Below are 24355 nucleotides of genomic sequence, written 5' to 3'. Positions count from 1 at the left end.
CGATCACCGATCGCCTTCGAGAACGCCTTCCACCTCACACCAACTACGCTTGCACCAGCCGCATAACCCGTGTTCAGGATTCGGGGTCAAGGCCCGACCTCACCGTGGGTGCCGTGGACCTTAGCCCGCCGCAACGGAACCCAGGCGGTGAACGCGGCGTTCAGTTCCTCGACCGACGAGAAGGCGCGTCCGGCCAGGACATGGTCGCGGACGATCAGGACCTGGCGCTCGACCCGACCCTTCCCAGTGGGCCGGTAAGCAGCCAGGACGTCGGGATCGAAGTCGTAGTGCCCCGCGAAGGCGACCGCCTCCGGATGCAGAGGAACGGCCTCACCAGGGGCGACATGCCGGCGGACCACGGTCTTGGTCCGGTCGTAGACGATCGACATCGGGACACCGCCGAAATGTGCAAACGCCTGCCGGTGGCAGTCGAAGAAGGTGCCCAGATCCTGGCTGGTGGTAAAGCAGCAGAACGGATCTCGCGAGTACGACAGCGTCATGTGGAACGAGTAGACCTTCGGGATCCCGACATGGGCGAGGATCCTGCCCTCATCCCCCAGTCCACCTGGGCCTGCGCTCCGGGCACCACCTCGAACCGGCGGTGCAGGCCGGCCAGCTCACCCGGGCTGATGCCCAGTTCCTCCGCGATCCGCGGCCTGGCCTCCTGCAAGTACATCTTCACGCGCTGGTAGTTGCCGGTGAATCCGTACTCCGCCACCAGACGCTCGTGGATCACCGCCCCCTTGAGCAGGACCTCGGCCCGCAACATCGCGTCGATCAGCGGCGCGACCTCGTCCACCACCCGCTGACGCGGCTGACCGTTCGCGGCCCTCTTCGGAGGCGCTACCGGTACCTCACCCGACAGGTACTTGGCGACCGTGCGACGGTTCAGCCCGGTCTCCTTCGCGATCTCCCGCAGGCTCATCGCACCCGACTCATACAGCCCGCGAAACCGCCTCAGCTCCAGCCACCGATGCGGGTCCAACACCACTGTCAGCCGCCCTCCGCCGATCCCAACCGACGACAGCAGGCTCCCGGCCACGGCCTTTCAACGCATCAAGAACGGTGCACTCTCATTCGTACGAGGTGGCGCACGTTCACGGCCCTGGCAAGATTTCCGTGAAGCGGGGGTGTGCCTCCGTGCGCCGGTGACGCTCCGTCACGGGTAGCGGGACCGTCAGCGAGTGTGTGATGACCTCGTACGGATTATGTCTCCGCACCTGGATGTGGTGCGGGTAGAGCGGGTGTGGTCGGCGGGCGACGTGGTCCGTATCGCCGCTCGGACGCGCGAGTTGATGGTGGAGTGTCCGGACTGCGGGCACCAGTCGGCGCGGGTGCACAGCCGGTACTTCCGCACGCTGAGCGACGTCGCTACCGGTGGACGCCCGGTGCTGATCACTCTGTCGGTGCGGCGGTTGTTCTGTGACAGTCCCAGCTGTGGTCGGCGGACGTTCGCCGAGCAGGTAGAGGGGCTGACGGTGCGCTACCAGCGTCGCAGTCCGCTGCTGCAGCATCTGGTGGAGATGGCCGGCGTATTGCTTGCCGGCCGTGGCGGGGCCCGGCTCCTGCACATCTTGAAGGCGCCGCTGTCGCGGACGAGCGTGCTGTTCCAGCTGATGCGCATGCGGCTGCCGTCGGTCGCGACACCGCGGGTGCTGGGCGTGGACGACTTCGCGTTGTACGCGGACATCTACGGCACGCTGCTCGTCGACGCGGATACGCGGTTGCCGATCGCGTTGTGGGCCGGGCGCGACGCCGAGCAGCTGGCCGCCTGGCTGCGTTCGCATCCCGGCGTCGAGGTGGTGTGCCGGGACGGCTCGCTGGTCTACCGGCAGGGCATCACCGACGGGGCACCGAACGCGGTACAGGTCAGCGACCGTTTTCACCTCTGGCGGGGGCTGTCAAAACGGGTCTCGGACATTGCCGCCGCCCACCGGGGCTGCCTGTCCGCCGCAGTACCTCAACCCGAACCCGCTACATCATCGTCGGCAGAACCGTCCGAGACGGCTGATTCTCCCGCTCGCCGCCACGCCAAGCGGCTGTTCGAGGCGGTGCACGCTGTCTCGGACTCCGGCCGCTCGCTCAGCGCGATAGCCCGCGAGCTGGGCCTGAACCGACGCACCGTGGCCAAATATGCCCGCGCTGCCTCCTGGCAGGAATGCATACGGCGCACTCCGCCCCGCCGAACCACGAGCCTCGACCCGTACCTGGAGTACCTACGTCAACGCTGGGACGAGGGCGAGCGAACCGCGACGGTGCTGCACCAGGAGATCGTCTCCAAGGGTTACTGCGGCCACTACCAACGGGTCAAAATGGCCATCGCACCGCTGCGTCGCGGGCTGCCGATCGACACACCGCGTGAACGGCTACCCGCGCCCCGCCAGGTCGCCCGGTGGATCGCCACCACACCCTCCCAACGCGGCCTGCATGCAACCGAGGGCCTCCGCCAGCTGTTCGAGCACTGCCCGGAACTGGAGCGCACCCACGACCTGGTACGGCAATTCGCCGCCATGCTCGACAACCGCGACGCAGCCGGGCTGACCGATTGGCTCGATCACCTCGCGGCCTCGAACCTCCCGGCCCTGGCCAGCCTGGCCAAGGCCATCCGCGAGGACCAGGCCGCGGTCGTACAGGGCATCACCACACCGTTCAACTCCGGCGTCAACGAAGGCCGGATCACAGACCTGAAGCTACAAAAACGGATCATGGCCGGGCGCGCAGGAGTTCCGCTCCTGCGCCACCGCGTCATCCTCATGGCAGGACTCCGACGCCGCTACCCGTGACGGAGCGTCACCGGCGCACGGAGGCACACCCCCGCTTCACGGAAATCTTGCCAGGGCCACGTTCACTTGTACGCCGACACCTGGTCGAGGAAGCCATGGGGCGCCAGACACTCGCGCTGCTGCGGCAGTTGGAAGCCGCGTGCACGAGCGCCGATGATCTTGCCGATGCTGCGGTGCAGGCGTACGAGGCACATGCTGATGCCGAGATCATCATCAGTTTCCCAGGGCTGGGTCCGCTCAGCGGAGCTCGGGTTCTGGCCGAGATCGGCGACGACAGGACTCGGCGCCGACGCCAGAGGTCTGAAGGCGTATGCGGGTTCCGCCCCGGTCACCCGGGCCTCCGGCAAGAGCGTGTCCGTCGCGGCCCGCAGGGTGAAGAACCAGCGGCTGGCCGGCGTCGGCTATATGTGGGCCTTCTCAGCGATGGCCCATTCAGACGGAGCGCGGGCTCACTACGACCGCCGACGTGAGGCCGGAGACCGGCACACGGCCGCTCAGAGGAACCTCTTCAACCGGATGATCGGCTGCCTCCACCACTGTCTGACTCACCGTGTCCCGTTCAACGAGGCCGTAGCCTTCCCGACCTCGCGAGAACCCCGCCTTGCCCTCGCCGCTTGACACGTTCTTCGCATCGGATGTCTTCTTCCCGGCGTCGAAGCCCCGCGAGCCGTGGGTAACAGTGGCGTCCGCCTTCACCGACTGCGAGTCGATGATCGCCGCACTCGGTTCCGGATCACGGCCTTCGGCAACGCGGACGGTCTCGCACAGCCGGTCGTGCAGCTCCGCCACGAGTCCCGCGTCCCGCCAGCGGGCGAAGAAGGCATAGACCCGTGGCCAGGGCGTTCTGTGGAATCAGTTTTGTCTACTTCCTGCTGGTTTGCCCTGCCTGACGTCGACGATCAGCAGCAGGGTCGCGGTGGCGGGAACACCGATCTGACGCGGAGTGGGACCCGCTGGCGTGGGGACGTCGGTGAGTCGCTCCAGTAGCTGGTCGAGGGCCGCCTGGCCGTCGTCGACGGCAGCGCGTTCGTCGTCGGTCAGGGGGATGGCGGCGAGCATCTTCTGCAGGTTCTCCTTGGCCTCCAGGAGCTGGCCCTTGCTGGATGCCTTCGGGGTGTAGAAGTCGCAGCGTGCGCAGGCCATGCGGTGCTGGCACTGCTCGAAGAACGTATAGGTGCACCAGCCGTGGCCGAGGTCGTAGTACTGCCAGGGGTCGCCGTTCGCGGCGGCTCCGGACGCGACGGCGTCGCGGTCGACGAGGACTTCGACGGTGCGGACGTTGCGGGCGAAGTAGCCGGCGTCGTTGTAGGCCCGGGCGAGGGTGTTCGGGGTGATCTTCGCGTAGTGGGCGGTGGCTTCGGGAGTCCGGTGTCCGAGCCATTCCTGCAGCTCGAACAGGGTCATCGGCTCCTTGGCGTTGTAGAGCTGGCTGGCGATGGTGGAGCGGGCTCGGTGGCTGGTGATGTTGCCGCGGACGTCGGCGGTGGGGACGCCGGCCTTGCGGCAGAGCATCGGGATGATCGTGCCGTTGATGTAGTGCTTGGAGACGCGGCGGGCGCGGAAGGCGAACAGGAAGTCCGCGCGCTCGTTGGTCTTCGGGTCGAGGATGGCGGGCTGGTCGGGGCGGACCGCCTGCCAGGCCTCGATCGCCTGCCCCAGCAGCGGGTCGACCGGCTTGGTGAACGCGGTGCCGGTCTTGTGGGTGGGGACGTCGAGCAGGCAGACCGCGTCCCAGGCCAGGACCTCGCCGGAGTCGCCGGGGATGGGCATGCCGTCGTGCTGCCAGCGGATGCAGCCGACCCGGAGCCGGGCGACTTCGTCGCTGCGCTGTCCAGCGAACAGCCAGGTCAGCGTGATGGCCCGGATCAGCTCGGCCGGGTAGGTGCGGCCGTCGGCGGTCGGCAGGTCGCCGGACTCGACGTTCAGCCCGGCCCACAACAGCTTGGCCCAGATGTCGTCCGCGATCACGCGGGGGTCGGGGCCCATGAGGGCCTGGACGCTGCGGGGCGTCCTCAGCGCGTGGGCAGGGTTGAACTGTTGCGGGATCCACTCCCATTCGTGCAGGTCGCGGAAGAACGCGCGGGGCACTTTCAGGTAGCCGGACTTTGCCTGCGGGGTGAGCGGCTTGCCGATGCGGCCCTGCGACCGCATGCCCGCCGTCCACTGGGAGTAGTCGCCGACCGTCATGCGGTCGACCGCGGCAACCCACGACACGCAGGTCTGGCGGGTCCAGAGCTCCGGCCCGGTGACCTCGGGGTGTTCGGCGGCCAGCCAGCGACCGATCTTCGCGAGGACGCTGCGGTAGCTGCTGCGGACGCCCGGCGTCAGCGTCGAGGTCGCGTGCCAGCGCTCGACCCAGTTGGCCCAGCTGCCCGCTGTGCCCTCGATGGCCGTGGGCCCGGGGCCGTGCCGGGGACGCGGCGGCGGATCGGCGTGGCCAAGAGCGGCAACGGCGCGGTGAATCCCGTGCAGGTCGCTGGCCCACTCGCTGTCCTGCATGGCTGCCGAGGCGCGGACCGCGTCCAGGGCCGCAGTGGACAGGTCCTCCAGCCGGGGGCTGCGGTTGAGCAGCAGGATCTGGCAGACCGCCGAGGTGAGCCGGCTGGGACGGCGCTGGTAGCCCCAGTCGCCGAGGACCGCGAGGACCTTCCCGACCGCGGCGTCGACCGCGCTCTCGCCGAAGACCCGGTGGGCGAGAGTGGGTCGCTGGAAGCGTCCGACCTGATCGAACGCGGTGAAGCCGCCGAGGAGGTAGGCGTAGGCGATCACGAACGGGCGGGCGTTCGGGCCGATCTGACCGCCCCACCGGCGCCGGAAGTCGGCCCCGGACCGGTCGATCAGGTCGGCCCAGTCCTGGTCGGACCAGCCCCAGTAGCTGCGGCCGCGTTCACCGCAGCGGACCAGGACAAGGCCGGCCGCGTCGCGGGCGAACCGTCGCTGGTGGCCGGTGCCCGGTGCCCACTGGAGGCATTCCCGGGCGTGGGCCAGCGGCTCGACCAGCCGCCTCGGGGCCGCCTGCGGCGTCAGTCCCAGGCGTCTGACCTGCTCGATCCCCAGGGTGCCGAGCGCCTTCGCCTCGGCGTGGGTCAGCAGGGCTCGCCGGTCGTAGCGGGCGAGGTCGAGCGGCCATATCCAGTCCGCGGCGTCCGCGCTGTCCGCGGACGTCGCCGGAGTCGTCGCTGTCAACGGTCCACCCCGCCCGGATGGCCGGCGCGGGTGAGCATGTCGATGCGCCAGGAGTGGATCTGCTGCATGCCGCGGTTCAGCTTCTCCGCGAGGTCCCGTCCGGACAGGTGGATGTAGGTCATGGTCGACTCGGTGTGGCGGTGTCCGGCGAAGGTCGCGATGGCGTGCAGTTCCCAGCCCATCCTGGCCAGGTCGGTCAGGCAGAGGTGGCGGGTGGTGTGGGTCGAGAAGCGCGGCAGATCGGCGGCCAGGGCGACGCGGCGGATCACCTTCGACCAGGTCCACAGGCTCAGCGGCTGACCGTGGTTGCGGCGCGACTCCGACAGGAACAGCGGGCCGCGGGCCCGGCTGATCGTCGCCCTGTGCGCGAGGTAGCCGGACAGCAGCACGCCCGTCGGCGCGGAGTACGGGACCACGCGCTCGCGGCGGGTCTTCGTCGTCTCCGCCCTGATCCGAAGCGTCCGGTGAGCTGGATCGACGTCGTCGGTCCGCAGCGAGCACAGTTCCTCGCGTCGCAGAGCGGCGTCGTAGGCCAAGGCCAGCATCACCCGGTTCCGTGCCGGCTCATCGCGTACGACGTCCAGCAGGTCGAGCCACTGCTGTTCGCTGGGGATCCACGGCAGCTTCACCAGGCGCGGCACCAGCCCGCGCTCGTGGCTGCCGAACTTCCGGCCCGGCGTGTAGCGGCCTCGGCCGACCGGGTTCGACTCCCGCAGCCCTTCCTCGATCAGGTAGTCGTAGAACAGGCGGACCGGCACCAACCGCTGCTGCAAGGTCGCGTTCGCCAGACCCGCCCCGGAGTCCAGCGCGACCACGTTCGCTCCACGGCGACTCGGCCGAGTGGACAGGTCCTTCACGAACGCGGCCACGTGCAGCCGGCCCGCCGTCATCGGATCGACGTCGTCCCGCTCGCAGATCAGCAGGTACTCGGCCAGACCCCGCGCGTACGCGTCGATCGTCCGCGGAGCCCGCCCGAGGTCCGTCCACACCCGCAGCCACTCGGCCGCCCGCTCATGCCGGCCCAGGACCGGCCACTTCTCCTCCAGCACTACCGCGCTGCCCAACACGCCTCCTCAGCCCATGGGGACGCCGCAGGATACGAGACGCATCCTGCGGCGCGTGATTCCACGTAACTGATAGAAAGTCGTGCGGGAGGTAGCGCCACTGAACCCCGGTCCGGTCCACGTACAAGATCGCGTCCACGATGTCGCGCAGGTCATGTTCCGGCGGCCGGCCGAAGTCCAGGGCCCTGCCCCGGCGCTCGAAGCGCCAAGCAGACAGCACCGGCTCGATCAACTCCCAGCGCGCATCGGACAGATCACTCGGGTACGGGCGTCGCGTCGGCATGCTTCGTGGTGTACCGCCGCGGACTGAGTGCGCCCAGGCGAACAGCCCTGGTTCAAGGCGTCCAGTTGCTGTTCGCGTTCGTCGAGCCAATTCAGAAACGTGATGGCGGCCTGGATGTCCTTGATAACTCCGGAGGCGGCACCGTAGGAGTAGCGGCCTCGGGCAGCCCGCACGCCGACGTCGTCACCTGGCTCACCGACCCGAACGACACCCAGAGCTGACCGAACGCCGGACACGCCACGGGCCCCGGGGGGATCAGCCATGACATCTCCGGGGCCCGGAATAGGCTTGCGCTGTCCAACGACCGCGCGCCCCCGGCGTCACGCGGGGGCCGGCTGCGGCTCCTCTAGAACCTCGGCGACCTTTCGCGCCATCTCCGCGACGTGCGGCGGCAGGTAGTCGCCCAGGGAGCCCACGTCGTCACACAGGCGGGCGCGCAGCCCGTGAAGGCACGCCTCGGTGAACAGCTTCTGCGGGTCCTCTTCCGGCCTCCCGGCCTCCTCCGCCACCCTCTGCCCGCTGTGGAACTGCATGCTGGGCCACGTCTGAGGCACCGTCGCGCTGGCGGGAGCGTCTTCGCCCAGCAGGCCCGCCAGCTTCGCCCACTCGCCGTCACCCGGACCGGCCGACCGGTCACGCTCTTGGCAGAGCTGGAGGTAGGACTCCAACCGCTCCCGGTGCATGCCCATGCGCTGGTAGTACGCGGCGATCAGCATGGCCGCCATGTTCATCGTGTCCGCCGCGTCCGTGGCCCGGCACAGCGTCATGCGCTTCCAGTCGTGCGCGGCGAAGGGCTCGGTGTAGGTCAGCACCTCCTGGCAGTTCTGCACCGCCTCGGCAACCAGCTGGTGGATCGCCCGCCGCAGCGGCTCGGGCATCTGGGTGTCTTCCATGACCGCACGCTAGAGGGGGCCATGCCCTCGGAGACCGGCGTCGCGGCTCTTGGTCACCCGGACGGACCAGAGGCTGACACGGGCGCCGGATTGAACTACGGGCATGGCGGCCTCGGCGGGTGCCGTGTGACGATGGACGGACACCGAGACTGGCCAGCACAGCGAATCGCCGGCCAGGGGAGCTGAGAATCGCCCTCGCTTGGGCATTCAGCTCCCGCCATGGTCGCTCCGCCCCTCTGGGGGCGTTTCGTCTCTGGGCTCATGACCCCCGGAAAGGGGGGCGCGCCCATCATGTACATCACCACCACGACCGACGGCACCAGCGTCCGGATCGTCCCGCACGGGACGATCGACTACGCCACCCTGCCCGCGCTGCGCGCTGCTCTCAACGAGCTGTCGCCAGCCGTACGCGATGTGACCTGGGACCTGCACGATGCCGTCTTCATGGACGTCGCCGGTCTCCACTTGCTGTCCGAGACGCCGCCGCACGCCCCGTACCCGGAACGGCAGCGGACGGTGGCAGTAGCGGGCCTGGCCTCCCAGCCGCTTCGCCTGCTGAAGCTGGCCGCAGAGCTGTTCCCCACCCGGGCGTTCGCATGTCTGCTGCCTGCCGATGCGCCCCCGGACCCGGTTCCGTGACGGTCGGCGCTCATGCCGGACCGGAGCACGTGAGCAGCTGGTCATCGAGGGCACGAGGCTCCGGCTTGAGCGGCAAGCTCCCGCCGGGGGAGACTGCTTACGGGACGAGCGGGGTCATAGAGCGGGCGTGGTCCCACATGCCGTGGAACTGTTCCATGGGGCGCTGCTGTTCGCCGTGGAGGGCGTTGAGGACGACGAGGCATCCGGTGAGGGCCGGTACCGCCCACTGCGCGCAGGCGAGCTGGCGCCGCGCCTGGTGCAGGTCGATGGGGTGCTGGCCCGCCTTCTCGTTGTCCTCGGGGGCGGAGGAGGTGGCCAGCTCGACTCTCTTTCCGAGAACGCGGGCGTAGGCGGTGGCGGCCAGGGCCGCCGCCGTGGCCACCGTCTTGGCGGTGGTGGAGGCGCCCACGCCCTGCTGGGTTCTGACCCGGTGGGTGTTCACGGCGAGCAGGCCGCCACCGCCGAACAGATGCGCGCCGATGGCAGCAGCGTTGACCGGAACCCACTTCGCCCAGCCGGCCGAAGCGATCCGCGCCCTGGCGGCGACCGTGGAGCCCTCCTCCTCGGCCGCCCCGTTGAGCCCGACCGCACCCATCAGGGAGCCGCCGAACCAGGTGGCCAGGCCCACGTCGTGCAGGCTGCGGATGAGGGTGTGGCGATCAGACAGGAGCGTGCTCCTTGAGAGGAAGCGGGATGGTTTGGCTTGGTTTCGAGCGCTTCTCAAGCCTCGCCGGATTTGACCTTCGCCGCCATCACGGCTGACCCAGACGGTGTGTCCGCAGGTACCGCCGCCGAGCCCAGTCCGTGGCCGGGAACCACTGGGGTGAGCGTCAACGGCGTACGTCCGGCGCCGCGTTCCGGGCAGGTGCCACCGGAGGTAGCCCGATGAGCTGCGACGTCCTGGACAGGGACAGCACTGACTTCCGTGACACGTAAGCGGATGCGGTCGCTGAGCTGATCAGGGGTGAGAGTGAGCACCGGGAGCAGGTGGCCGCACCGGGACGGGCACCCGCGGCGAAGCCAGGTCTTCAGAGAGAATGTGCCTGGGGCGGCTCAGCCGACGACTGGCCATGCGGCCAGTCCGAGCGCCTTTCCGTCGCCCGCCGAGTCCGCTCCAGAGCTCTGATCGTGAACCGGCTTCGGTGGCCGGCGCTGCACCCCAGCTTGAGGGAAGCCGACGCTATGGGGTGCTCCAGGGACGCTCGCGACACGCGTTCTGTGGGCGTCCTTCAGGGACTCGGGCGGTTCGCTGCGCTGTGTATCGTCCGGACAGAGCCGAAGACGCGTCAGCGGACGTGCGAAGGAGCAGCGTGTGTCAATGGGCGCTGGACACAGCATGTGGTCGGCGCTGCGCCTGCTCATCACTGAGGTGCGCAGTGGTCTGCGCGGTAAGCACGTGGCGTTGGTGGCGGCTGGTACGGCCTTCTTCTCGCTGATCTCCCTGGTCGCCCTGATGCTGGTGCTGCTCCGGCTGTGCGGGTGGCTCCTCGGTGTGGACGGCACGCGAGGCGCCGTGTCGCAGATCGGTGACGCGCTGCCGGCCGGGCACGGGGTACAGGCAGGCGTGACGGCTCTGGCCGGGGCGGCAGTGGAGCTGTCCCTCGTTGCCTTCGCCCTGGCGCTGCTGCCTGCCAGCCTGTACGGGGAGGGGCTGCGCCGCAGCTTTCTGCATCTGTCACCCGTGGCCGTGCAGGATGACACGTTCACCGGCTGGCGGGGCAGACTGGGCATGGTGCCTGCCGTGGTGGCGGCGCCCTTTGTGATGAGCACGGCTCTGCTCGCCGCCCCGTGGCTGGCTGGACTGGCCAACGCGGGCGGTTGGCGCCTTGTCCTGTCCGCCGTCGTAGCGTTTCACCTGCTGTGGGTCTTGTTGTCGACGGAGGTTCTCCTCGTCTTCCGGTTTGTCGGCGTGGGCGTTGCGGGGTGGCGGGCGACAGTCGTGTCCGGATTTGTGACGGGCGCGTTCTTGTGCGGCTTCCTCGGCGGCTTCGTCCTGTTCCTGGCCGTGCCTTTCGACTGGAGCGCCCCCTTCGGGGGGCTTGCCGCGCCCGGAGCCACGGTGGCCGTGAGCCTGTGGTTGTACCTGCTGCATGCGGTGCTGCTCGTCGGCTACCAGCTGATGCTGTGCCTGGACGGTCGCGCAGGCCGCCTCCTGGCGCCGGCCGGCGAGTCGTGCACTGGCCTTGCACCAGGTGGCCGGGTGCCCGGCCGACACCGCGGTGGGTGGCCGTGGCGTGCGGACGTGGCTTCGCGGGTACGGCTGCGCCTTCGCCACGACCGAAGGGCGGGGTCTGCGAAGCCGCAGTTCAGTGACGACACGGATGGTCTGGCCCGCTGGGCCCGGTTGCACCAAGGGCATGACCCGTCCGGCAGCGTGCTGGCCTCGGCGTGGGTGGTGCTGGCGCAGCGCTGTGCGCGCACTCGCCTGCTACGCGCCGTGCCCCCCGACCTTCTGTCGCTGGGGGGACCGCTTGCGGCTGCGGCCGCAGTCGGGCTGGCCTTCGGAGGCGGCCTGTGGCCGGTGGCTTCTTGCGCGCTGGTCGTCCTTTCGGGCCTGCTTGACGGACTGGACGGGGCGGTTGCCGTGACGACCGGTCGGGCCCGCCCTTTGGGCGCGGTGGTGGACGCGACGGCCGACCGGATCGCGGACCTGTTGCTGGTCGCTGTCCTGTACGCGCTGGGAGCGCCGGCGTCGTGGTGCGTGGCGGCTGCCACCGTTGCTCTCCTGCACGAGTACCTACGGGCCCGGGCTGTTGCGGCCGGGATGCGCGGGGTGGGAGCGCTCAGTGTCGCGGAGCGGCCGCTGCGGGTGGTGCTGTGCGCGGTTGCGTGTCTGGGAAGTGGACTGCTGCCCGCGGGAACACCGGGCACGGGGTGGCCTTGGGCCGACGTGTGTGTTCTGGTCTGGGTGGCGGCTGGAGGGGTGGGTCTGGTGCAGTTGGCGGTGGGCGTGGCGAGGGCGCTGCGGTAGCAACGGGTGGGGGTGCTGCTGATCCGTCGCCGCGACATGTTGAGCGGGCCGGTCAGGGGTTGGCCGGCCGCCCGGCAGTCGGCGCCAGGTCCTCGAGCCGGCCGAGGCACGGTGGGGCCGGATGGTCAGGCGCTGCCGATCTGGGATGCGACGATCTCTGCCGACAGCGCGACCAGGGGAAGGCCGCCGCCCGGGTGGGTGGCCCCGCCGACGAGGAAGAGTCCCGTGATGGGGGAGCGGTTGGCGGGTCGCAGGAAGGCGGCGCGGATGCCGTTGGAAGAGGTGCCGTAGATGGCGCCGCCCAGACTTCCGGTCTCCCGTTCCAAATCGTGGGGGGTGCGGGCCTCGTGCCACAGCAGGCGCGGACGCACGTCGACGCCGCGTTCGGCCATGACGTCCAGCACGTGCTCGGCATAGGACTCCCGAAGCCCCGGTGCGGTCCAGTCGATGGCCCCCGGGGCGCCCGAAGCGGAGTGCCTGGGCGCGTTGACCAGCACGAACCACGCCTCGTGCCCGTCGTCAGGACGCAGGGCGGCGTCATCGGGGGCGCTGATGTACACCGTGGGGTCGGCGGGGGGAGCGGCCGGCACGCCGAAGACAGCATCGAACTCGGCGTCGTAGGCGGCCGGGAACAGCACCCTGTGGTGCGGAGTGCGTGGATCGCGGCCGCGCAAGGCCAGCAGGAGGACGAACCCGGCCAGCGAGGGCTGGGCGCGGGCGAGGGCCGCCAAGGGGCGCTTGCGCCGCGGGTCCGCTGTCAGGTGGCCGTAGAGAGCTGCGGCGTCGACGCCGGAGACGACGACATCCGCCCGTTCGCTCCTGCCGTCCGCCTGCCGGACGCCGGTGACCTTCCCGGACGAGGTATCGACCGCGGTGACGGGACAGTCGTAGCGGAAAACCACTCCCAACTCGGCGCACCGCTGCTCCAGGACCTCGGCCAGAACACGCAGACCGCCAGGCACGTACCAGGTGCCGTAGCGCTGCTCCACGTACGAGGTCACCGCCATCACGGCCGGTGTGCGTCGTGGGTCGGAACCGCTGTAGGTGGCGTAGCGCTCGAGCCAGAGGCGAAGCCGTGGATCACGCAGGTAGCGCCGGCCGGTGCCGCGCAGTGTCCGCCAGGGTGCGACGGCGGCCAGCTCGAGGGGGCGGGAGGAGCGACGCAGCAGTTGGGCAGGGCCGCTCATCGGCCGGCGCAGCACGCTCTCGCCCACCAGATGCCAGAGCTTTTCGCAGTGAGCGTGGAGGCGGGCCCACTGTGCGCCCGCTCCCGCGCCCAGGGCATCATCCAGGACGCCCGGCACCAGACGCAGGTCACCGGGCATCTCGAACTCGGTCCCGTCGGCGAACCGGTAAGCGCAAGCGGGATCGACCGGCCTTACGGAAACGAAGCGCTCCAGCGGGGCGCCGGTGTCCGCGAACAGGCGACGGTAGACATCGGGCAGGGTCAGCACCGACGGTCCCGTATCGAAGACGAACCCGTCCCGGCGCACGGTGCCGAGCTTGCCCCCGCACGCAGCCGCCTGCTCACACACGGTGACCTGGTGCCCCTGCCGGGCAAGCCGGGCCGCGGCCGCGAGGGCACCCATGCCCGCGCCGATCACGACGATGCGGGCCATGTCAGCGCACCCCCCGCAGACGTCGGCCCTTCCACGTCAGCGTCGAGCGCCGATGTCCGAGCCAGGACCGTGCCGTCAGTGCCGTCAGCAGCGCAATGGACACCGGGTGCGCAAGGGCGTCCGGCCAGCACCGGCCGCCCGTGCGCCGCGCGGCCAGCACCCGTCCGAGCACCGCCGCACCGTAGCCGGCCGCCCCCCACGCCGACCCGCGCAGCGCGGCCAGTGGAGGAATCACGTAAGCCCAGACGAGCAGCGCACACACGGCCGCTGCCCCGCCGCCCGACCCGAAGGCCGCCCACAGGGACTTGCTGTAGCCCTCGCGCAGCTGCGGCCAGCCGTCGTACATCCGGCAGACCGCGATCCGGCTGCCGTCCACGATCCCACCCCGTTTGCCGGCGCGCTTGAACGCCCGGACGAGCGCCATGTCTTCCAGAACCTCGTCCGCGACCGCGGCAAATCCCCCGCACCTGGCAAGGGCGGCAGCGTCCGCGATGAGGAACTGCCCGTTGGCGGCGGACAGACCCGGCCTTGCTGAGGTCTCCGCCCGGCGCAACGGCAGAGCCGTCAGCCACGACCACTGCAGCAACGGCTGGAAAAGCCGGTTGGCGAGCCCTGCGGCGGCCTGGCAGGGAAAGGGAGAGACGAGATCGAGGCCAGCACCACGCAGTACGGCTACACAGGAGGCCACCGCATACGGGGAAAGGACCACATCCGCGTCGACGAACACCAGCACACGGCCCTGCGCGAGGGCCGCGAGCTGCTGGCAGGCATGCGCCTTCCCCGGTGCACCGGGCTCGGGCGCCGTGCCACTGACGACCTGAGCGTGGGCAAACGGTTCGCACAGTCGGCGCAGCACGTCACCGGTCGCGTCGTTCGACTGGTCGTCGAGCACAATGACTTCCGCCTGAGCAAGGTGCTGCTGCGTCAGCAACGCCTCGAGCGCGGGTCCGACACGTTCAGCCTCGTTGCGTGCCGGCATCAGCAGCGACACCCGTTCGCTCACCAGCGGCGGATCCGGCGGCGGAACCCTCAAGAGCCTGGCGTTGAGTGCGCAGTGCACCGTACCGGCGATCGCCAGCAGCGACCCCGCGGCGACCACCGACCGTGCGGCACGGGCGCCGCTCACCCGCACCTCCTGGCGGCAGCCGCCACATGCCAGGCCAGCGGAACAGCGACCAGCCCCATGAGGACGCCGCCCACCAGCGCCACCTGCGGGCGACCGAAGAACACGAGGTTGGCCATCACCGAGGACGCGTAGGTCCACAGATACAGGACCACGGCCGGACCACCGGCCCTGCCAACGCCGGCAACAGGGTCAACGGGGTGCCCCGTGACAGCGTCCAGCACAGCGATCATGACGACGGACACCGCCACCCATCCGATGAAGTTGGTGAGCGGCACGCCCTCCACCCCGGGAAGCCCTGGAGAGGGATCCGACCAGCTCCAGTGACCGGCATCGACCATCTGCGGATCGAGAAACACATCCCAGGACGCCAGCGCCCACCCCCCGATGACCGCCGTGGACACCCGTGCCAGACGACTGCCGGCCCGCCAAGAACGTGTAGCCAGGAGACGGCCTGCCTCCAGCGCGGGCCACGCCATCATCATCCACGCCAGCGGCACCACCACCGGTACGCTCACCACGCTCGGACCCAGGGAGTCCGTGTACCGGTAGGCACCGAACGGGTACCCCGTCCGCACACCGACGGCCTCCACCGCCAGACCCCCCAGGCCCGCCACCAAGAACAGGGCCAGCGGACCGCGCGCCCCATGACGCAGCGCGGCAACAAGGACCGACGCCAGGCAGAACGCGACCACACCGACGATGGTGAGGATGTCGCGCTGCGAGCCAGAGACCAGCGGATAAGGGATCTGACACAGCACGGCCGCCGCCGCCAGCAGCCAGGCTGCCCGCCGGCCGGCACCACACCTGCGGCGCACTACCGGCCGCGCCGTCACCTGGACCATGCCGCGAGCATAGAGACGATGTCCCGCCCCGCCGCTGAGGCGAGGACCGGCACCAGCCGCCTTCACCGGGACGGACCAGCCCACCGGCGCGGCACTGCCGCTCCACGCGCACCCGCCCATAAGACTCACCAACGACGTCGTTACCATCCGGCTGCCGACAGCAAAGGAGGAAGCGGTCCACGATGCTCAACCTCCTGCGTGACCCCCGTGACCGGGCGGCCAAGCACCTGCCCGGACGAGACCGCAGAGCCGTACGGATCAGTGCCCCGCCCGCCGCGCACACCGCCTGGCAGGACAGGCCACCTCCAAACATCGCCGTCATCGGCGGGGGAATCGCCGGCGTCACCGCCGCCGTGGCCCTCGCGGAGCGCGGCATGGCGGTGGACCTCTTCGAGCAAGAGGCCTACCTCGGCGGGCGTCTGGCGGGCTGGCCGACCCGCCTGCGCGACGGCTCGACCGCGACCATGTCACGCGGCTTCCACGCCTTCTTCCGGCAGTACTACAACCTCCGGGCCCTGTTGCGTCGCGTCGACCCCTCGCTCGGCAACCTGACGCCGGTGCCCGACTACCCCCTGCTGCACGACACCGGGCATACCGACACATTCGCCGGACTGCCGAAGACCCCGCCCTGGAACGCGGCGGCTTTCATGATGCGCAGTCCCACCTTCCGCGCCGCCGACCTCACGACGATCGACAGGCGCGCCGCCCTCGAACTCTTCGACGTGAAGGTCCCCCAGGTCTACAGCAGGCTCGACCACCTCGACGCCCGAACCTTCCTGGAACAAGTCCGCTTTCCCCCCAGCGCCCACCACCTGGCCTTCGAAGTCTTCTCGCGCAGCTTCTTCGCCGACCCAGCCGACCTCTCGGCTGCCGAACTGGCCACCATGTTCCACATCTACTTCCTGGGCTCCAGCGAGGGACTGCTCTTCGACGTCCTTCAGCGTCCCTTCCCGACCGCCGTCTGGAACCCCCTCCATGCTCACCTGCAGCGGCTCGGAGTCACGGTCCGCACCGGTACCACCGTCGCCGCTGTCGCCCCCGGACAGACGCGCTCCTACGACATCGTGACCGACGAACCAGGAGCAGGCCGCCCGCACGCCGCCGACGCCGTGGTCCTCGCCGCGAACACCCAGGGCCTGCAGCGCATCGTCAGGTCGTCACCGAACCTGGCAGACCAGGAATGGCGTGACCGCATCGCACGTCTGCGCAGCGCGCCTCCCTTCCTGGTCTCACGTCTGTGGCTCGACACCCCACTGCAGGCGCACCGCCCCGCCTTCCTGGGCACTGGCGGCTTGGGCCCCCTGGACAACATCAGCGTCCTCAACCGCTACGAAGACGAGTCCCAGAAGTGGGCGAAGCGCCACGACGGTGCCGTCGTGGAACTGCACGCCTACGCCCTGACCGAGCAAGCAACCGCGCACCAAACGCAGACCCAGCTGACACAACAGATGCGGCGCGTCTACCCGGAGACAGCGAACGCCACCGTGATCGACGAACGCCACGAACTCCGCACGGACTGCCCCCTGTTCCCCTCCGGCGGCTTCCAAGACCGCCCGACAGTGACAACGCCAGACCCATGTCTCGTCCTGGCCGGAGACCTCGTCCGCATCGACCTTCCCGTAGCCCTCATGGAACGCGCCGCGACCAGCGGCTTCCAGGCGGCAAACGCCCTCCTGACCCAATGGAACATCCGCGGACACGACCTGTGGAGCATCCCCACGCAAGGACGCACAGCTCTGCTGCGCGCCATGCGCGCACTGACGGCACGAGAAGCACGCCAGTAGCAGCACGCTACCGCGCACTACGGAGGGGGCAGTCCTGCCGGCCTGTGGCTGCGTCGCTGATGCAGTCCCGTCGATCCGCCTTCCGCTCAGCAGCCGACGGTCAGCCCTGGAGGAAGAGCGACGAAGCCGCCCTTCTGAATCCAATGGCGTACCCGAATACGCTGTTCGGGCGTAATAAGACGGCTGTGGTGGGCGTGCTGCTCGCTCAACGGCGCATCGTGCGTTCTGTGCCGCGAGGATGTCAGCAATAGGCATCGTTTTGGAAGAAGAGCGACTCGTGACCATCCTCAGCGGACATGGACCTGCGGCCGAAGAACCTCACTACGAAGACGAATTGCCTCTGCGGCGCCGGAGATTCGGCAGTGTCGTAGTCAAATGGTTGACGACTACCGACCATAAGACGATCGGCACACTGTACCTGGTGACGTCGTTCGCGTTCTTCCTGATCGGTGGCGTGATGGCGCTCGTCATGCGCGCCGAGCTCGCCCGACCCGGTCTGCAGATCATCTCGAACGAGCAGTACAACCAGGCGTTCACGATGCACGGCACGATCATGCTGCTGATGTTCGCGACGCCGCTGTTCGCCGGCTTCACGAACTGGATCATGCCGCTGCAGATCGGCGCACCCGACGTGGCCTTCCCCCGGCTGAACATGTTCGCCTACTGGCTGTACCTGTTCGGCTCGACCATCGCGGTGGGCGGTTTCCTCACGCCGAACGGTGCCGCCGACTTCGGCTGGTTCGCCTACAGCCCGCTCTCCGGCGCGGTCCACTCGCCCAACATCGGTGCCGACCTGTGGATCATGGGGCTGGCCTTCTCCGGCTTCGGCACCATTCTCGGCGCGGTCAACTTCATCACCACGATCATCTGCATGCGCGCACCCGGTATGACGATGTTCCGGATGCCGATCTTTACGTGGAATGTGCTGCTGACCGCCGTGCTGGTTCTGCTGGCCTTCCCTGTCCTGGCTGCGGCCCTGTTCGCGCTGGAGGCGGACCGCAAGTTCGGCGCCCATATCTTTGATGCCGCCAACGGCGGAGCGCTCCTGTGGCAGCACCTGTTCTGGTTCTTCGGCCATCCCGAGGTGTACATCATCGCGTTGCCGTTCTTCGGCATCGTCACTGAGATCATCCCGGTTTTCTCCCGCAAGCCGATCTTCGGCTACATGGGTCTCGTCGCGGCGACGATCGCGATCGCCGGCCTGTCGGTGACGGTGTGGGCGCACCACATGTATGTCACGGGCGGTGTGCTGTTGCCGTTCTTCGCCTTCATGACCTTCCTGATCGCGGTCCCGACCGGGGTGAAGTTCTTCAACTGGATCGGCACGATGTGGAGGGGGTCGCTGTCGTTCGAAACCCCGATGCTCTGGGCGGCAGGGTTCCTGGTCACCTTCCTGTTCGGTGGTCTGACCGGTGTCGTCCTGGCCTCGCCGCCGCTGGACTTCCACGTCTCGGACTCCTACTTCGTGGTGGCGCACTTCCACTACGTGGTGTTCGGCACCGTGGTGTTCGCGATGTTCGCCGGCTTCCACTTCTGGTGGCCGAAGTTCACCGGCAAGCTCCTCGACGAGCGACTGGGCAAGATCACGTTCTGGACCCTGTTCGTCGGCTTCCACGGCACGTTCCTGGTCCAGCACTGGCTGGGCGCCGAGGGCATGCCGCGCCGGTACGCCGACTACCTGGCGGTCGACGGCTTCACCGCGCTGAACACGATCTCGACGATCGCCTCGTTCCTGCTCGGCGCGTCGATGCTTCCCTTCCTCTACAACATCTGGAAGACGGCCAAGTACGGCAAGCCGGTCAACGTGGACGACCCGTGGGGCTACGGCCGTTCGCTGGAGTGGGCGACTTCTTGTCCGCCGCCGCGGCACAACTTCTGCACCCTGCCGCGCATCCGCACCGAATCTCCGGCGTTCGACCTGCACCACCCAGAGGTCAGCCAGATCGATCAGCTCGAGAACGTCGGCCGGTACCCTGTCGACGCTTCGGCGGATCGCGAAAGCGGCCGGCCATGACGGGCCCCCGCCCATCCAATCCGTCGCCGGACGCGCAGGGTGCCGTGCTCGCCAATGAAGTCGCGGGCTACCTGCTTGTCCAGGACGAACTGACGCAGGCGCGGAACGAGGCGGCTACCCTGTGTGCTCGTCTTCCCTGGCTTACGACCGGGCAAGCGGAAGACCTGTCCCGCCACTACGTGCAGCAACGCCTTGGCCTCACCCGGCAAGCACTGAAGGCCACCGCTGACCGGGCGGAGAGGCTGCGCGGCGAATACGAGCACCGCTACAGTCAACTGCGCAGTGCGCTGCTGCGACGACATGCCGCTTTCGCATGCGTCCTCCTGGGGTGTCTGCCGATGGCATCCCTTCTCACCCGCTGAACGCAGACCCTCGACCGGGAGAAGGCGCACGCCATAAGACGCCGTGTCCGCCGGATGCCGCAGTGCCCTGTGTGAGCAGAGGACTGGCGGGGGACTTCATCCTGCATGCGTATCGTGGTCACCGGTGCGACCGGGAACATCGGTTCCGTCGTCGTGCGACGCCTGCGGTCCGAGGGCGGGCACGACCTCGTGGGCCTGGCTCGGCGGCTGCCGGAGGGCCCCGACAGCCATGGTGTCGAGTGGCGTTCGGTGGACCTCAGTAAGGATGCCTGCCACGACGCGCTCGTTGCGGCGTGCAGCGGCGCGGACGCGGTCGTCCACCTGGCGTGGGGCTTCCAGCCGTCACACGACCTCGCCTACCTCGCCGAACTCGGCGTCGGAGGCACCCGCCGCGTGCTGCGCGCCGTCACCGAGGTCGGTGTCCCGCACTTGGTCCACATGTCCTCGATCGGCGCCTACTCACCGAAGAAGGACGACCGTCCCGTCGACGAGTCCTGGCCCACCGGTGGCGTGCGCAGCTCGCGGTACAGTCGGCACAAGGCGGCGGCCGAGCGCCTCCTCGATCAGCACTTGGCCTCCGGTACCGGCACGCTCATCACTCGTCTGCGGCCTGGAATCGTCGGGCAGCGTGCCGCGGGCAGTGCCCTCCTGCGGTACGGAGTGCCAGCTCTCGTGCCCTCCAAGGCACTCGGTTTGTTGCCGGTTTTGCCGATGGACCGAGGGCTGACCATTCCGATGGTCCATTCCGACGACGTCGCAGAGGCGGTCGTCGCGGTGCTCCGCCGGCGTGCGGCAGGTCCCTTCAATCTCGCCGCCGGCACGCCCGTCACCGCGGCGGTCCTCGCGGACGTGCTCGGCGCCAAGCTCGTGCACGTGCCCTCGGCGGTCGTCCGCGCCGCCATGTTGGCAGCCTGGCACGCGCACCTGCAGCAGGTGGACGCCGGCTGGCTGGACATGGGCTTTGCACTCCCGACGCTGGACACGGCCCGCGCGTGCACGGAACTTGACTGGGCCGCGACCATGGACGGACCACAGGTGCTCGCCGAGGTGATCGAGGGCATGCGGAAGGCCGCGTCCGGACCGACGCCGGTGTTGCGCCCGCGTACCGTACCGGGCGCGCTCGGTGACGCGCTCCGTAGCGGGCCGGTTGCTGTGCGGCGGCGCCCGTGACCGCCGGCACGGCCCCGACACGTCCCGGGCCGCCGCCCTTGCTGGCGCTGCTCGCCGCTGCCCACGGCGGGCCGGCGCTAGCGGTCGGCGCGATCGCGGGACTGCTGGCTCTACGCAGCGATTTGGGTGTGCTCGACGCGGTCATCGTCACCGCGGCGGTATTCACCGGCCAGCTCACGATCGGCTGGGGCAACGACCTGCGTGACCTTCCTCGCGACCGCGCCGTCGGCCGGACCGACAAGCCGCTGGTGACGGGCGCTCTCCCGGCCGGCTGGGCCGTGATCGCACTCGCCATGACCGCAATCACCTGCCTCCTACTGTCCGCGCTCGTCGGCTGGCGCAGCGCGCTGGTCAACGTCGTCCTCGGCGCTGGCGCGGGCCATGCCTACAACCTGGCGCTCAAGGCGACCTGGTGGTCGTGGGTGCCGTACGCCAGCGCCTTTGGAACGTTGCCCTCGGTCATCACCCTCGCCGCTCCCGACCCGGCGTGGGCTCCTGCGTGGGCGACCGGCGCCGGTGCCGCGCTCGGTGTCGGGGCGCATTTGCTCAACACGCTGCCCGACTTCGCCGACGACGCACGCACCGGCGTGCGCGGCCTGCCGCACCGCATCGGCGGGCGTGCGTCGCGGGGCTTGGCCGTCGTGCTGCTGGGGGCCGCCTCACTGCTGGCCGTGCTCGGCCCCGCCGGTCCCCCTACAGGATGGGCGTGGGCGATTCTCGCCCTCGTGTCCGTCCTCATGCTCCTCACATCAGCCGCACGCGGTCGTGCTCCCTTTCGGGCGGCGGTGGCCATCGCCTTGCTCGACCTTGTACTGCTCGTGGCGGCCGGTTGATGGCGCCGGCACCAACCGATTTCGACGTTGCTGTGGTCGGCGCCGGACCCGCCGGTGCGGCCGCTGCCCTGGGTGCACTGCACGCCGACCCGAGTCTGCGCGTCGTTCTGTTGGACCGGTCGGACTTCCCGCGGGACAAGGCCTGCGGCGACGGGGTGGCCCCGCATGTCCTCGACCTCCTTGCCGAGGTCGGTGTCACCGGTCTCGTCGACGACCAGGTCCCGGTCGCCCGCCTCCGCCTCGGTTTCGGCGGCCTGGTAGCCGAGCGGCCGATGGCCCGTCCGGCGTGGGTGGTGCCGCGCCAAGTCTTCGATGCCCGACTGGTCGACGCGGCCGTCACCGCCGGCGTCCGATTTCTGCGCCACCGGGTCCGCGCTCTGCGGCAGCACGCCGACGCGGTGGTCCTGGACGACCAGATCTCCGCAGCGGTCGTGGTCGGCGCCGACGGCGCTCACTCGGCCGTCCGACGTGTACTCGGCCAACCCCGCGGTCCGGTGGCTCTGGCGCTGCGCGGCTACGCGCCTGTTGCTCCCGGGTGGCGCGGCGCGCAGGTCATCGAGTTCGGCACCCGGCATCAGCCGTCGTATGCCTGGTCCTTCGACCGCGGTGACGGCCTCGCGAACGTTGGGTACGGGGAGCTGCTCCACGAGGGCCGCCCGGCCCCGTCCCGTGCCCTGCTGCTGGAACGCCTTGAGGTGCTCCTGTCCGGTGCCGCCGAGGGCGGACAGCACTGGGCCGGGCACCATCTTCCGCTCTCGATGGCGCGCTGGCGCCCCCTAGCCGGCCGCGTCCTGCTCGTGGGCGACGCCGCCCGCTTGGTGAACCCGCTGACCGGGGAGGGCATTCACCACGCCGTGGCCACCGGCATCGCGGCCGGCCGTGCCGCCGCCGCGGCTCTGCGGGACGAACGGCCCGAGCGCGCGGGCGAGGACTACGTCCGCGCCACCCGCCGCATCCTGCAGCCCCACCTGCGCCACACCGCTGTGGTTGCCCGGCTTGCCCGCAGCACGCGCCTCATCGAGGCAGGGCTTCGGGCCTCGGCCGCCGACCAGCGCGTCTTCGACGACTTCGTCGAACTCGGCCTCGCCCACGGCCGGCTCACCCGCACCGTCGCACTCGGCCTCGGCCGGGCGCTCCTCACACCCACCCGGCCGAACGGCCGACATCAGGAGCCAGCATGACCATGCGCGTCCTCAGCGTCCGCGGCGTCCTGCCCGACAACCGTCACCGGCAAGAGGAGATCACCGAGTCCTTCACCACCACCTTGGCCAAGACCACGGTCGCGCGCGGTCTCCTCGAGCGGTTCCACCACAACGCCCGCGTCGAGACCCGGCACAGCGTCCTCCCGCTGAAGGAGTACGACCGCCTCAGCGACTTCAGCCGGTCGAACGACCTCTTCATCCGGGCCGGCGTCGAGCTCGGCTCGCGCGCGGTCGTCGACGCGCTCAAGGACGCCGGCCTCACCCCGGCCGACGTCGACTACATCGTGTCGTGCACCGCGACCGGCCTGGCCGTCCCCAGTCTGGAAGCGCGCGTCGCGGCGCAGATCGGGCTTCGCCCCGACGTGGTGCGCCTGCCCCTCGTCGGCCTCGGCTGCGTCGCCGGCGCGGCCGGTATCGCACGCCTGTCCGATCTGCTGCACGGCCGCCCGGACGGGGTCGCGGTGCTGATGTCGGTCGAACTGTGCTCACTCACCCTCCAGCGCGAAGACCACTCACCCGCCAATCTCGTGGCAAGCGGCCTGTTCGGGGACGGCGCCGCCGCCGTGGTCGCCGTCGGCCCCGAGCACCCCTTGGCGCTCGCCGACGACCCCGCCCGGCCCGAGGTCCTCGCCTCGCGCAGCCGCCTCTACCCCGACTCGGAGCGCACGATGGGCTTCGATATCGGATCCACGGGGTTCAGAATCGTGCTCGACTCCTCGGTTCCCGACCTCGTACGACGCTACGTCGGCGACGACGTCCGTGCCTTTCTCACGGACCACGGGCTGACCGACCGCGACCTCGGCTGGTACGTCGTGCATCCCGGCGGCCCCAAGGTCATCGAGGCGATGCAGGACGCCCTCGGCGTCGACCGCGACGCCCTGCAGGTGACCTGGGACTCACTGCGCAGGGTCGGCAACCTGTCCTCGTCCTCCGTGCTGCACGTCCTGGCGGACACGCTCGCCCATCACCCGCCCCGGCCCGGCTCCCACGGGCTCATGCTCGCCCTGGGCCCGGGCTTCTGCTCCGAACTCGTACTGCTGCGCGCGCCGGAGAGTGCGGGATGAGCGGCCAGGTCCTGTTCACCGTCCTGGTCGCGGCCGTCGGTCTGGAGCGGGCCGCCGAGCTGGTTGTGTCGCGGCGCAACGCCGCTCACAGCCTCGCACGGGGCGGCGTCGAGTCCGGGAGGGGGCACTATCCGGTCATGGTGGCGCTGCACACGGGGCTGCTGGGCGGCGCCCTCGTCGAGGTGTGGGTGCGCCGACCGGACGCCGTGCCCGTTCTCGCCTGGACCATGTTCGCCCTCGTCGCGGCCTCGCAAGTGCTGCGATGGTGGTGCATCGCCACCTTGGGGCGACATTGGAACACCCGGGTGATCGTCGTGCCCGGCACCGCGCGCGTGACCGGCGGACCGTACCGCCGGCTCCCGCACCCGAACTACGCCGCCGTCGTCGTCGAGGGGCTCGCGCTCCCGCTCGTGCACTCGGCCTGGATCACGGCGGTCGTCTTCACCGTGCTCAACGGGTTTCTGCTCGCCACCCGCATCCGCACCGAGGACGCCGCCCTGGCGCGGCTGGCCTAGAGGAG

Annotated in this window: 19 protein-coding genes and 3 pseudogenes; 13 read left to right on the top strand and 9 right to left on the bottom strand. The window is 69.8% G+C overall.

The window, feature by feature from the left end:
* Positions 1-95: 95 nt before the first annotated feature.
* A pseudogene (gene istA / locus ACFCZF_RS34905) lies at positions 96-991 on the bottom strand (IS21 family transposase); the annotation flags it as partial.
* 217 nt (positions 992-1208) lie between these two features.
* On the opposite strand from istA, the gene ACFCZF_RS34900 reads away from it, so the two are divergent.
* Both ACFCZF_RS34900 and ACFCZF_RS34895 read left to right on the top strand, forming a co-directional pair.
* Positions 1209-2783: an ISL3 family transposase gene (locus ACFCZF_RS34900; protein ID WP_376675054.1), complete on the top strand. Its 1575-nt coding sequence runs from the start codon at positions 1209-1211 to the stop codon at positions 2781-2783.
* A 2-nt stretch (positions 2784-2785) separates the two neighbouring features.
* Positions 2786-3401: pseudogene (locus ACFCZF_RS34895) on the top strand (transposase); the annotation flags it as partial.
* Between the two features lie 234 nt (positions 3402-3635).
* Here the strand turns inward: ACFCZF_RS34895 and ACFCZF_RS34890 are convergent.
* The 3 genes and pseudogenes from ACFCZF_RS34890 to ACFCZF_RS34880 form a co-directional block, all read right to left on the bottom strand.
* A complete protein-coding gene (locus ACFCZF_RS34890; RefSeq protein WP_376675053.1) occupies positions 3636-5969 on the bottom strand; it encodes a tyrosine-type recombinase/integrase in 2334 nt (777 codons plus the stop codon).
* Positions 5966-7033, bottom strand: a complete 1068-nt coding sequence (locus ACFCZF_RS34885; protein WP_376675052.1) for a tyrosine-type recombinase/integrase — start codon at positions 7031-7033, stop codon at positions 5966-5968. The genes ACFCZF_RS34890 and ACFCZF_RS34885 overlap by 4 nt, the downstream gene beginning before the upstream one ends.
* A gap of 76 nt (positions 7034-7109) precedes the next feature.
* Positions 7110-7316: pseudogene (locus tag ACFCZF_RS34880) on the bottom strand (transposase); the annotation flags it as partial.
* A 65-nt stretch (positions 7317-7381) separates the two neighbouring features.
* Between ACFCZF_RS34880 and ACFCZF_RS34875 the strand changes: the two are divergent.
* Positions 7382-7537: a hypothetical protein gene (locus ACFCZF_RS34875; protein ID WP_376675051.1), complete on the top strand. Its 156-nt coding sequence runs from the start codon at positions 7382-7384 to the stop codon at positions 7535-7537.
* Between the two features lie 99 nt (positions 7538-7636).
* Here ACFCZF_RS34875 and ACFCZF_RS34870 read toward each other — a convergent pair whose 3' ends face one another.
* Positions 7637-8209, bottom strand: a complete 573-nt coding sequence (locus ACFCZF_RS34870; protein WP_376675050.1) for a hypothetical protein — start codon at positions 8207-8209, stop codon at positions 7637-7639.
* Positions 8210-8500: 291 nt separating this feature from the next.
* Here ACFCZF_RS34870 and ACFCZF_RS34865 point away from each other — a divergent pair, with 291 nt between their 5' ends.
* On the top strand, positions 8501-8848 hold the full coding sequence (locus ACFCZF_RS34865) for an STAS domain-containing protein (RefSeq protein ID WP_376675049.1): 348 nt from the start codon (positions 8501-8503) through the stop codon (positions 8846-8848).
* 97 nt (positions 8849-8945) lie between these two features.
* Here the strand turns inward: ACFCZF_RS34865 and ACFCZF_RS34860 are convergent, their stop codons facing one another.
* Entirely contained in the window at positions 8946-9515 is a 570-nt protein-coding gene (locus tag ACFCZF_RS34860; protein WP_376675057.1) for a hypothetical protein, read from the bottom strand.
* Positions 9516-10166: 651 nt separating this feature from the next.
* On the opposite strand from ACFCZF_RS34860, the gene ACFCZF_RS34855 reads away from it, so the two are divergent.
* Complete coding sequence (locus ACFCZF_RS34855) at positions 10167-11819, top strand: YhjD/YihY/BrkB family envelope integrity protein (protein WP_376675048.1); 1653 nt, start codon at positions 10167-10169, stop codon at positions 11817-11819.
* Positions 11820-11944: 125 nt separating this feature from the next.
* Here ACFCZF_RS34855 and ACFCZF_RS34850 read toward each other — a convergent pair whose 3' ends face one another.
* Genes ACFCZF_RS34850 through ACFCZF_RS34840 form a run of 3 tightly spaced genes read right to left on the bottom strand, consistent with a single transcriptional unit; the run spans position 11945 to position 15406 of the window.
* Positions 11945-13438 carry a phytoene desaturase family protein gene (locus tag ACFCZF_RS34850; protein ID WP_376675047.1) on the bottom strand — a complete coding sequence of 498 codons (1494 nt, stop codon included), beginning with the start codon at positions 13436-13438 and terminating at the stop codon, positions 11945-11947.
* A 1-nt stretch (position 13439) separates the two neighbouring features.
* A complete protein-coding gene (locus ACFCZF_RS34845; protein WP_376675046.1) occupies positions 13440-14564 on the bottom strand; it encodes a glycosyltransferase in 1125 nt (374 codons plus the stop codon).
* Complete coding sequence (locus ACFCZF_RS34840) at positions 14561-15406, bottom strand: carotenoid biosynthesis protein (protein WP_376675045.1); 846 nt, start codon at positions 15404-15406, stop codon at positions 14561-14563. The genes ACFCZF_RS34845 and ACFCZF_RS34840 overlap by 4 nt, the downstream gene beginning before the upstream one ends.
* 182 nt (positions 15407-15588) lie before the next feature.
* Between ACFCZF_RS34840 and ACFCZF_RS34835 the strand changes: the two genes are divergently transcribed.
* The 8 genes from ACFCZF_RS34835 to ACFCZF_RS34800 all read left to right on the top strand — a co-directional run bounded on the left by ACFCZF_RS34835 (position 15589) and on the right by ACFCZF_RS34800 (position 24350).
* Positions 15589-17190 (top strand): FAD-dependent oxidoreductase, encoded by a 1602-nt coding sequence (locus ACFCZF_RS34835; protein WP_376675044.1) that lies wholly within the window; start codon positions 15589-15591, stop codon positions 17188-17190.
* Between the two features lie 277 nt (positions 17191-17467).
* Positions 17468-19204 carry a cytochrome c oxidase subunit I gene (gene ctaD / locus ACFCZF_RS34830; protein ID WP_376675043.1) on the top strand — a complete coding sequence of 579 codons (1737 nt, stop codon included), beginning with the start codon at positions 17468-17470 and terminating at the stop codon, positions 19202-19204.
* A 44-nt stretch (positions 19205-19248) separates the two neighbouring features.
* The gene (locus ACFCZF_RS34825; protein WP_376675042.1) at positions 19249-19566 is read left to right on the top strand and encodes a hypothetical protein; all 318 of its coding nucleotides are present in this window, start codon (positions 19249-19251) and stop codon (positions 19564-19566) included.
* A gap of 105 nt (positions 19567-19671) precedes the next feature.
* Positions 19672-20736, top strand: coding sequence for an NAD-dependent epimerase/dehydratase family protein (locus ACFCZF_RS34820; RefSeq protein WP_376675041.1), 1065 nt, complete (start codon positions 19672-19674; stop codon positions 20734-20736).
* Positions 20733-21569, top strand: coding sequence for a UbiA family prenyltransferase (locus tag ACFCZF_RS34815; RefSeq protein WP_376675040.1), 837 nt, complete (start codon positions 20733-20735; stop codon positions 21567-21569). Before ACFCZF_RS34820 ends, ACFCZF_RS34815 begins: the two co-directional genes overlap by 4 nt.
* Positions 21569-22750, top strand: a complete 1182-nt coding sequence (locus ACFCZF_RS34810) for an NAD(P)/FAD-dependent oxidoreductase (protein WP_376675039.1) — start codon at positions 21569-21571, stop codon at positions 22748-22750. The genes ACFCZF_RS34815 and ACFCZF_RS34810 overlap by 1 nt, the downstream gene beginning before the upstream one ends.
* Entirely contained in the window at positions 22747-23835 is a 1089-nt protein-coding gene (locus ACFCZF_RS34805; RefSeq protein WP_376675038.1) for a type III polyketide synthase, read from the top strand. The genes ACFCZF_RS34810 and ACFCZF_RS34805 overlap by 4 nt, the downstream gene beginning before the upstream one ends.
* On the top strand, positions 23832-24350 hold the full coding sequence (locus ACFCZF_RS34800; protein WP_376675037.1) for an isoprenylcysteine carboxyl methyltransferase family protein: 519 nt from the start codon (positions 23832-23834) through the stop codon (positions 24348-24350). The genes ACFCZF_RS34805 and ACFCZF_RS34800 overlap by 4 nt, the downstream gene beginning before the upstream one ends.
* Positions 24351-24355: the final 5 nt, after the last annotated feature.

The organism is Streptomyces sp. NPDC056296, from assembly GCF_042268605.1.
Classification (GTDB): Bacteria; Actinomycetota; Actinomycetes; order Streptomycetales; family Streptomycetaceae; genus Streptomyces.
The sequence above is the reverse complement of the archived record's forward strand: the minus strand, read 5'-3'. Positions and strand labels throughout refer to the sequence as shown.

What these genes read in the sequence shown, in the direction of transcription:
- ACFCZF_RS34800 (WP_376675037.1), top strand. Translation starts at nt 23,832, where the DNA reads ATGAGCGGCCAGGTCCTGTTCACCGTCCTGGTCGCGGCCGTCGGTCTG.
- ACFCZF_RS34840 (WP_376675045.1), bottom strand. Translation starts at nt 15,406, where the DNA reads ATGGTCCAGGTGACGGCGCGGCCGGTAGTGCGCCGCAGGTGTGGTGCC.
- ACFCZF_RS34850 (WP_376675047.1), bottom strand. Translation starts at nt 13,438, where the DNA reads ATGGCCCGCATCGTCGTGATCGGCGCGGGCATGGGTGCCCTCGCGGCC.
- ACFCZF_RS34855 (WP_376675048.1), top strand. Translation starts at nt 10,167, where the DNA reads ATGGGCGCTGGACACAGCATGTGGTCGGCGCTGCGCCTGCTCATCACT.
- ACFCZF_RS34810 (WP_376675039.1), top strand. Translation starts at nt 21,569, where the DNA reads ATGGCGCCGGCACCAACCGATTTCGACGTTGCTGTGGTCGGCGCCGGA.
- ACFCZF_RS34870 (WP_376675050.1), bottom strand. Translation starts at nt 8,209, where the DNA reads ATGGAAGACACCCAGATGCCCGAGCCGCTGCGGCGGGCGATCCACCAG.
- ACFCZF_RS34835 (WP_376675044.1), top strand. Translation starts at nt 15,589, where the DNA reads ATGCTCAACCTCCTGCGTGACCCCCGTGACCGGGCGGCCAAGCACCTG.
- ACFCZF_RS34805 (WP_376675038.1), top strand. Translation starts at nt 22,747, where the DNA reads ATGACCATGCGCGTCCTCAGCGTCCGCGGCGTCCTGCCCGACAACCGT.
- ACFCZF_RS34900 (WP_376675054.1), top strand. Translation starts at nt 1,209, where the DNA reads ATGTCTCCGCACCTGGATGTGGTGCGGGTAGAGCGGGTGTGGTCGGCG.
- ACFCZF_RS34820 (WP_376675041.1), top strand. Translation starts at nt 19,672, where the DNA reads ATGCGTATCGTGGTCACCGGTGCGACCGGGAACATCGGTTCCGTCGTC.
- ACFCZF_RS34865 (WP_376675049.1), top strand. Translation starts at nt 8,501, where the DNA reads ATGTACATCACCACCACGACCGACGGCACCAGCGTCCGGATCGTCCCG.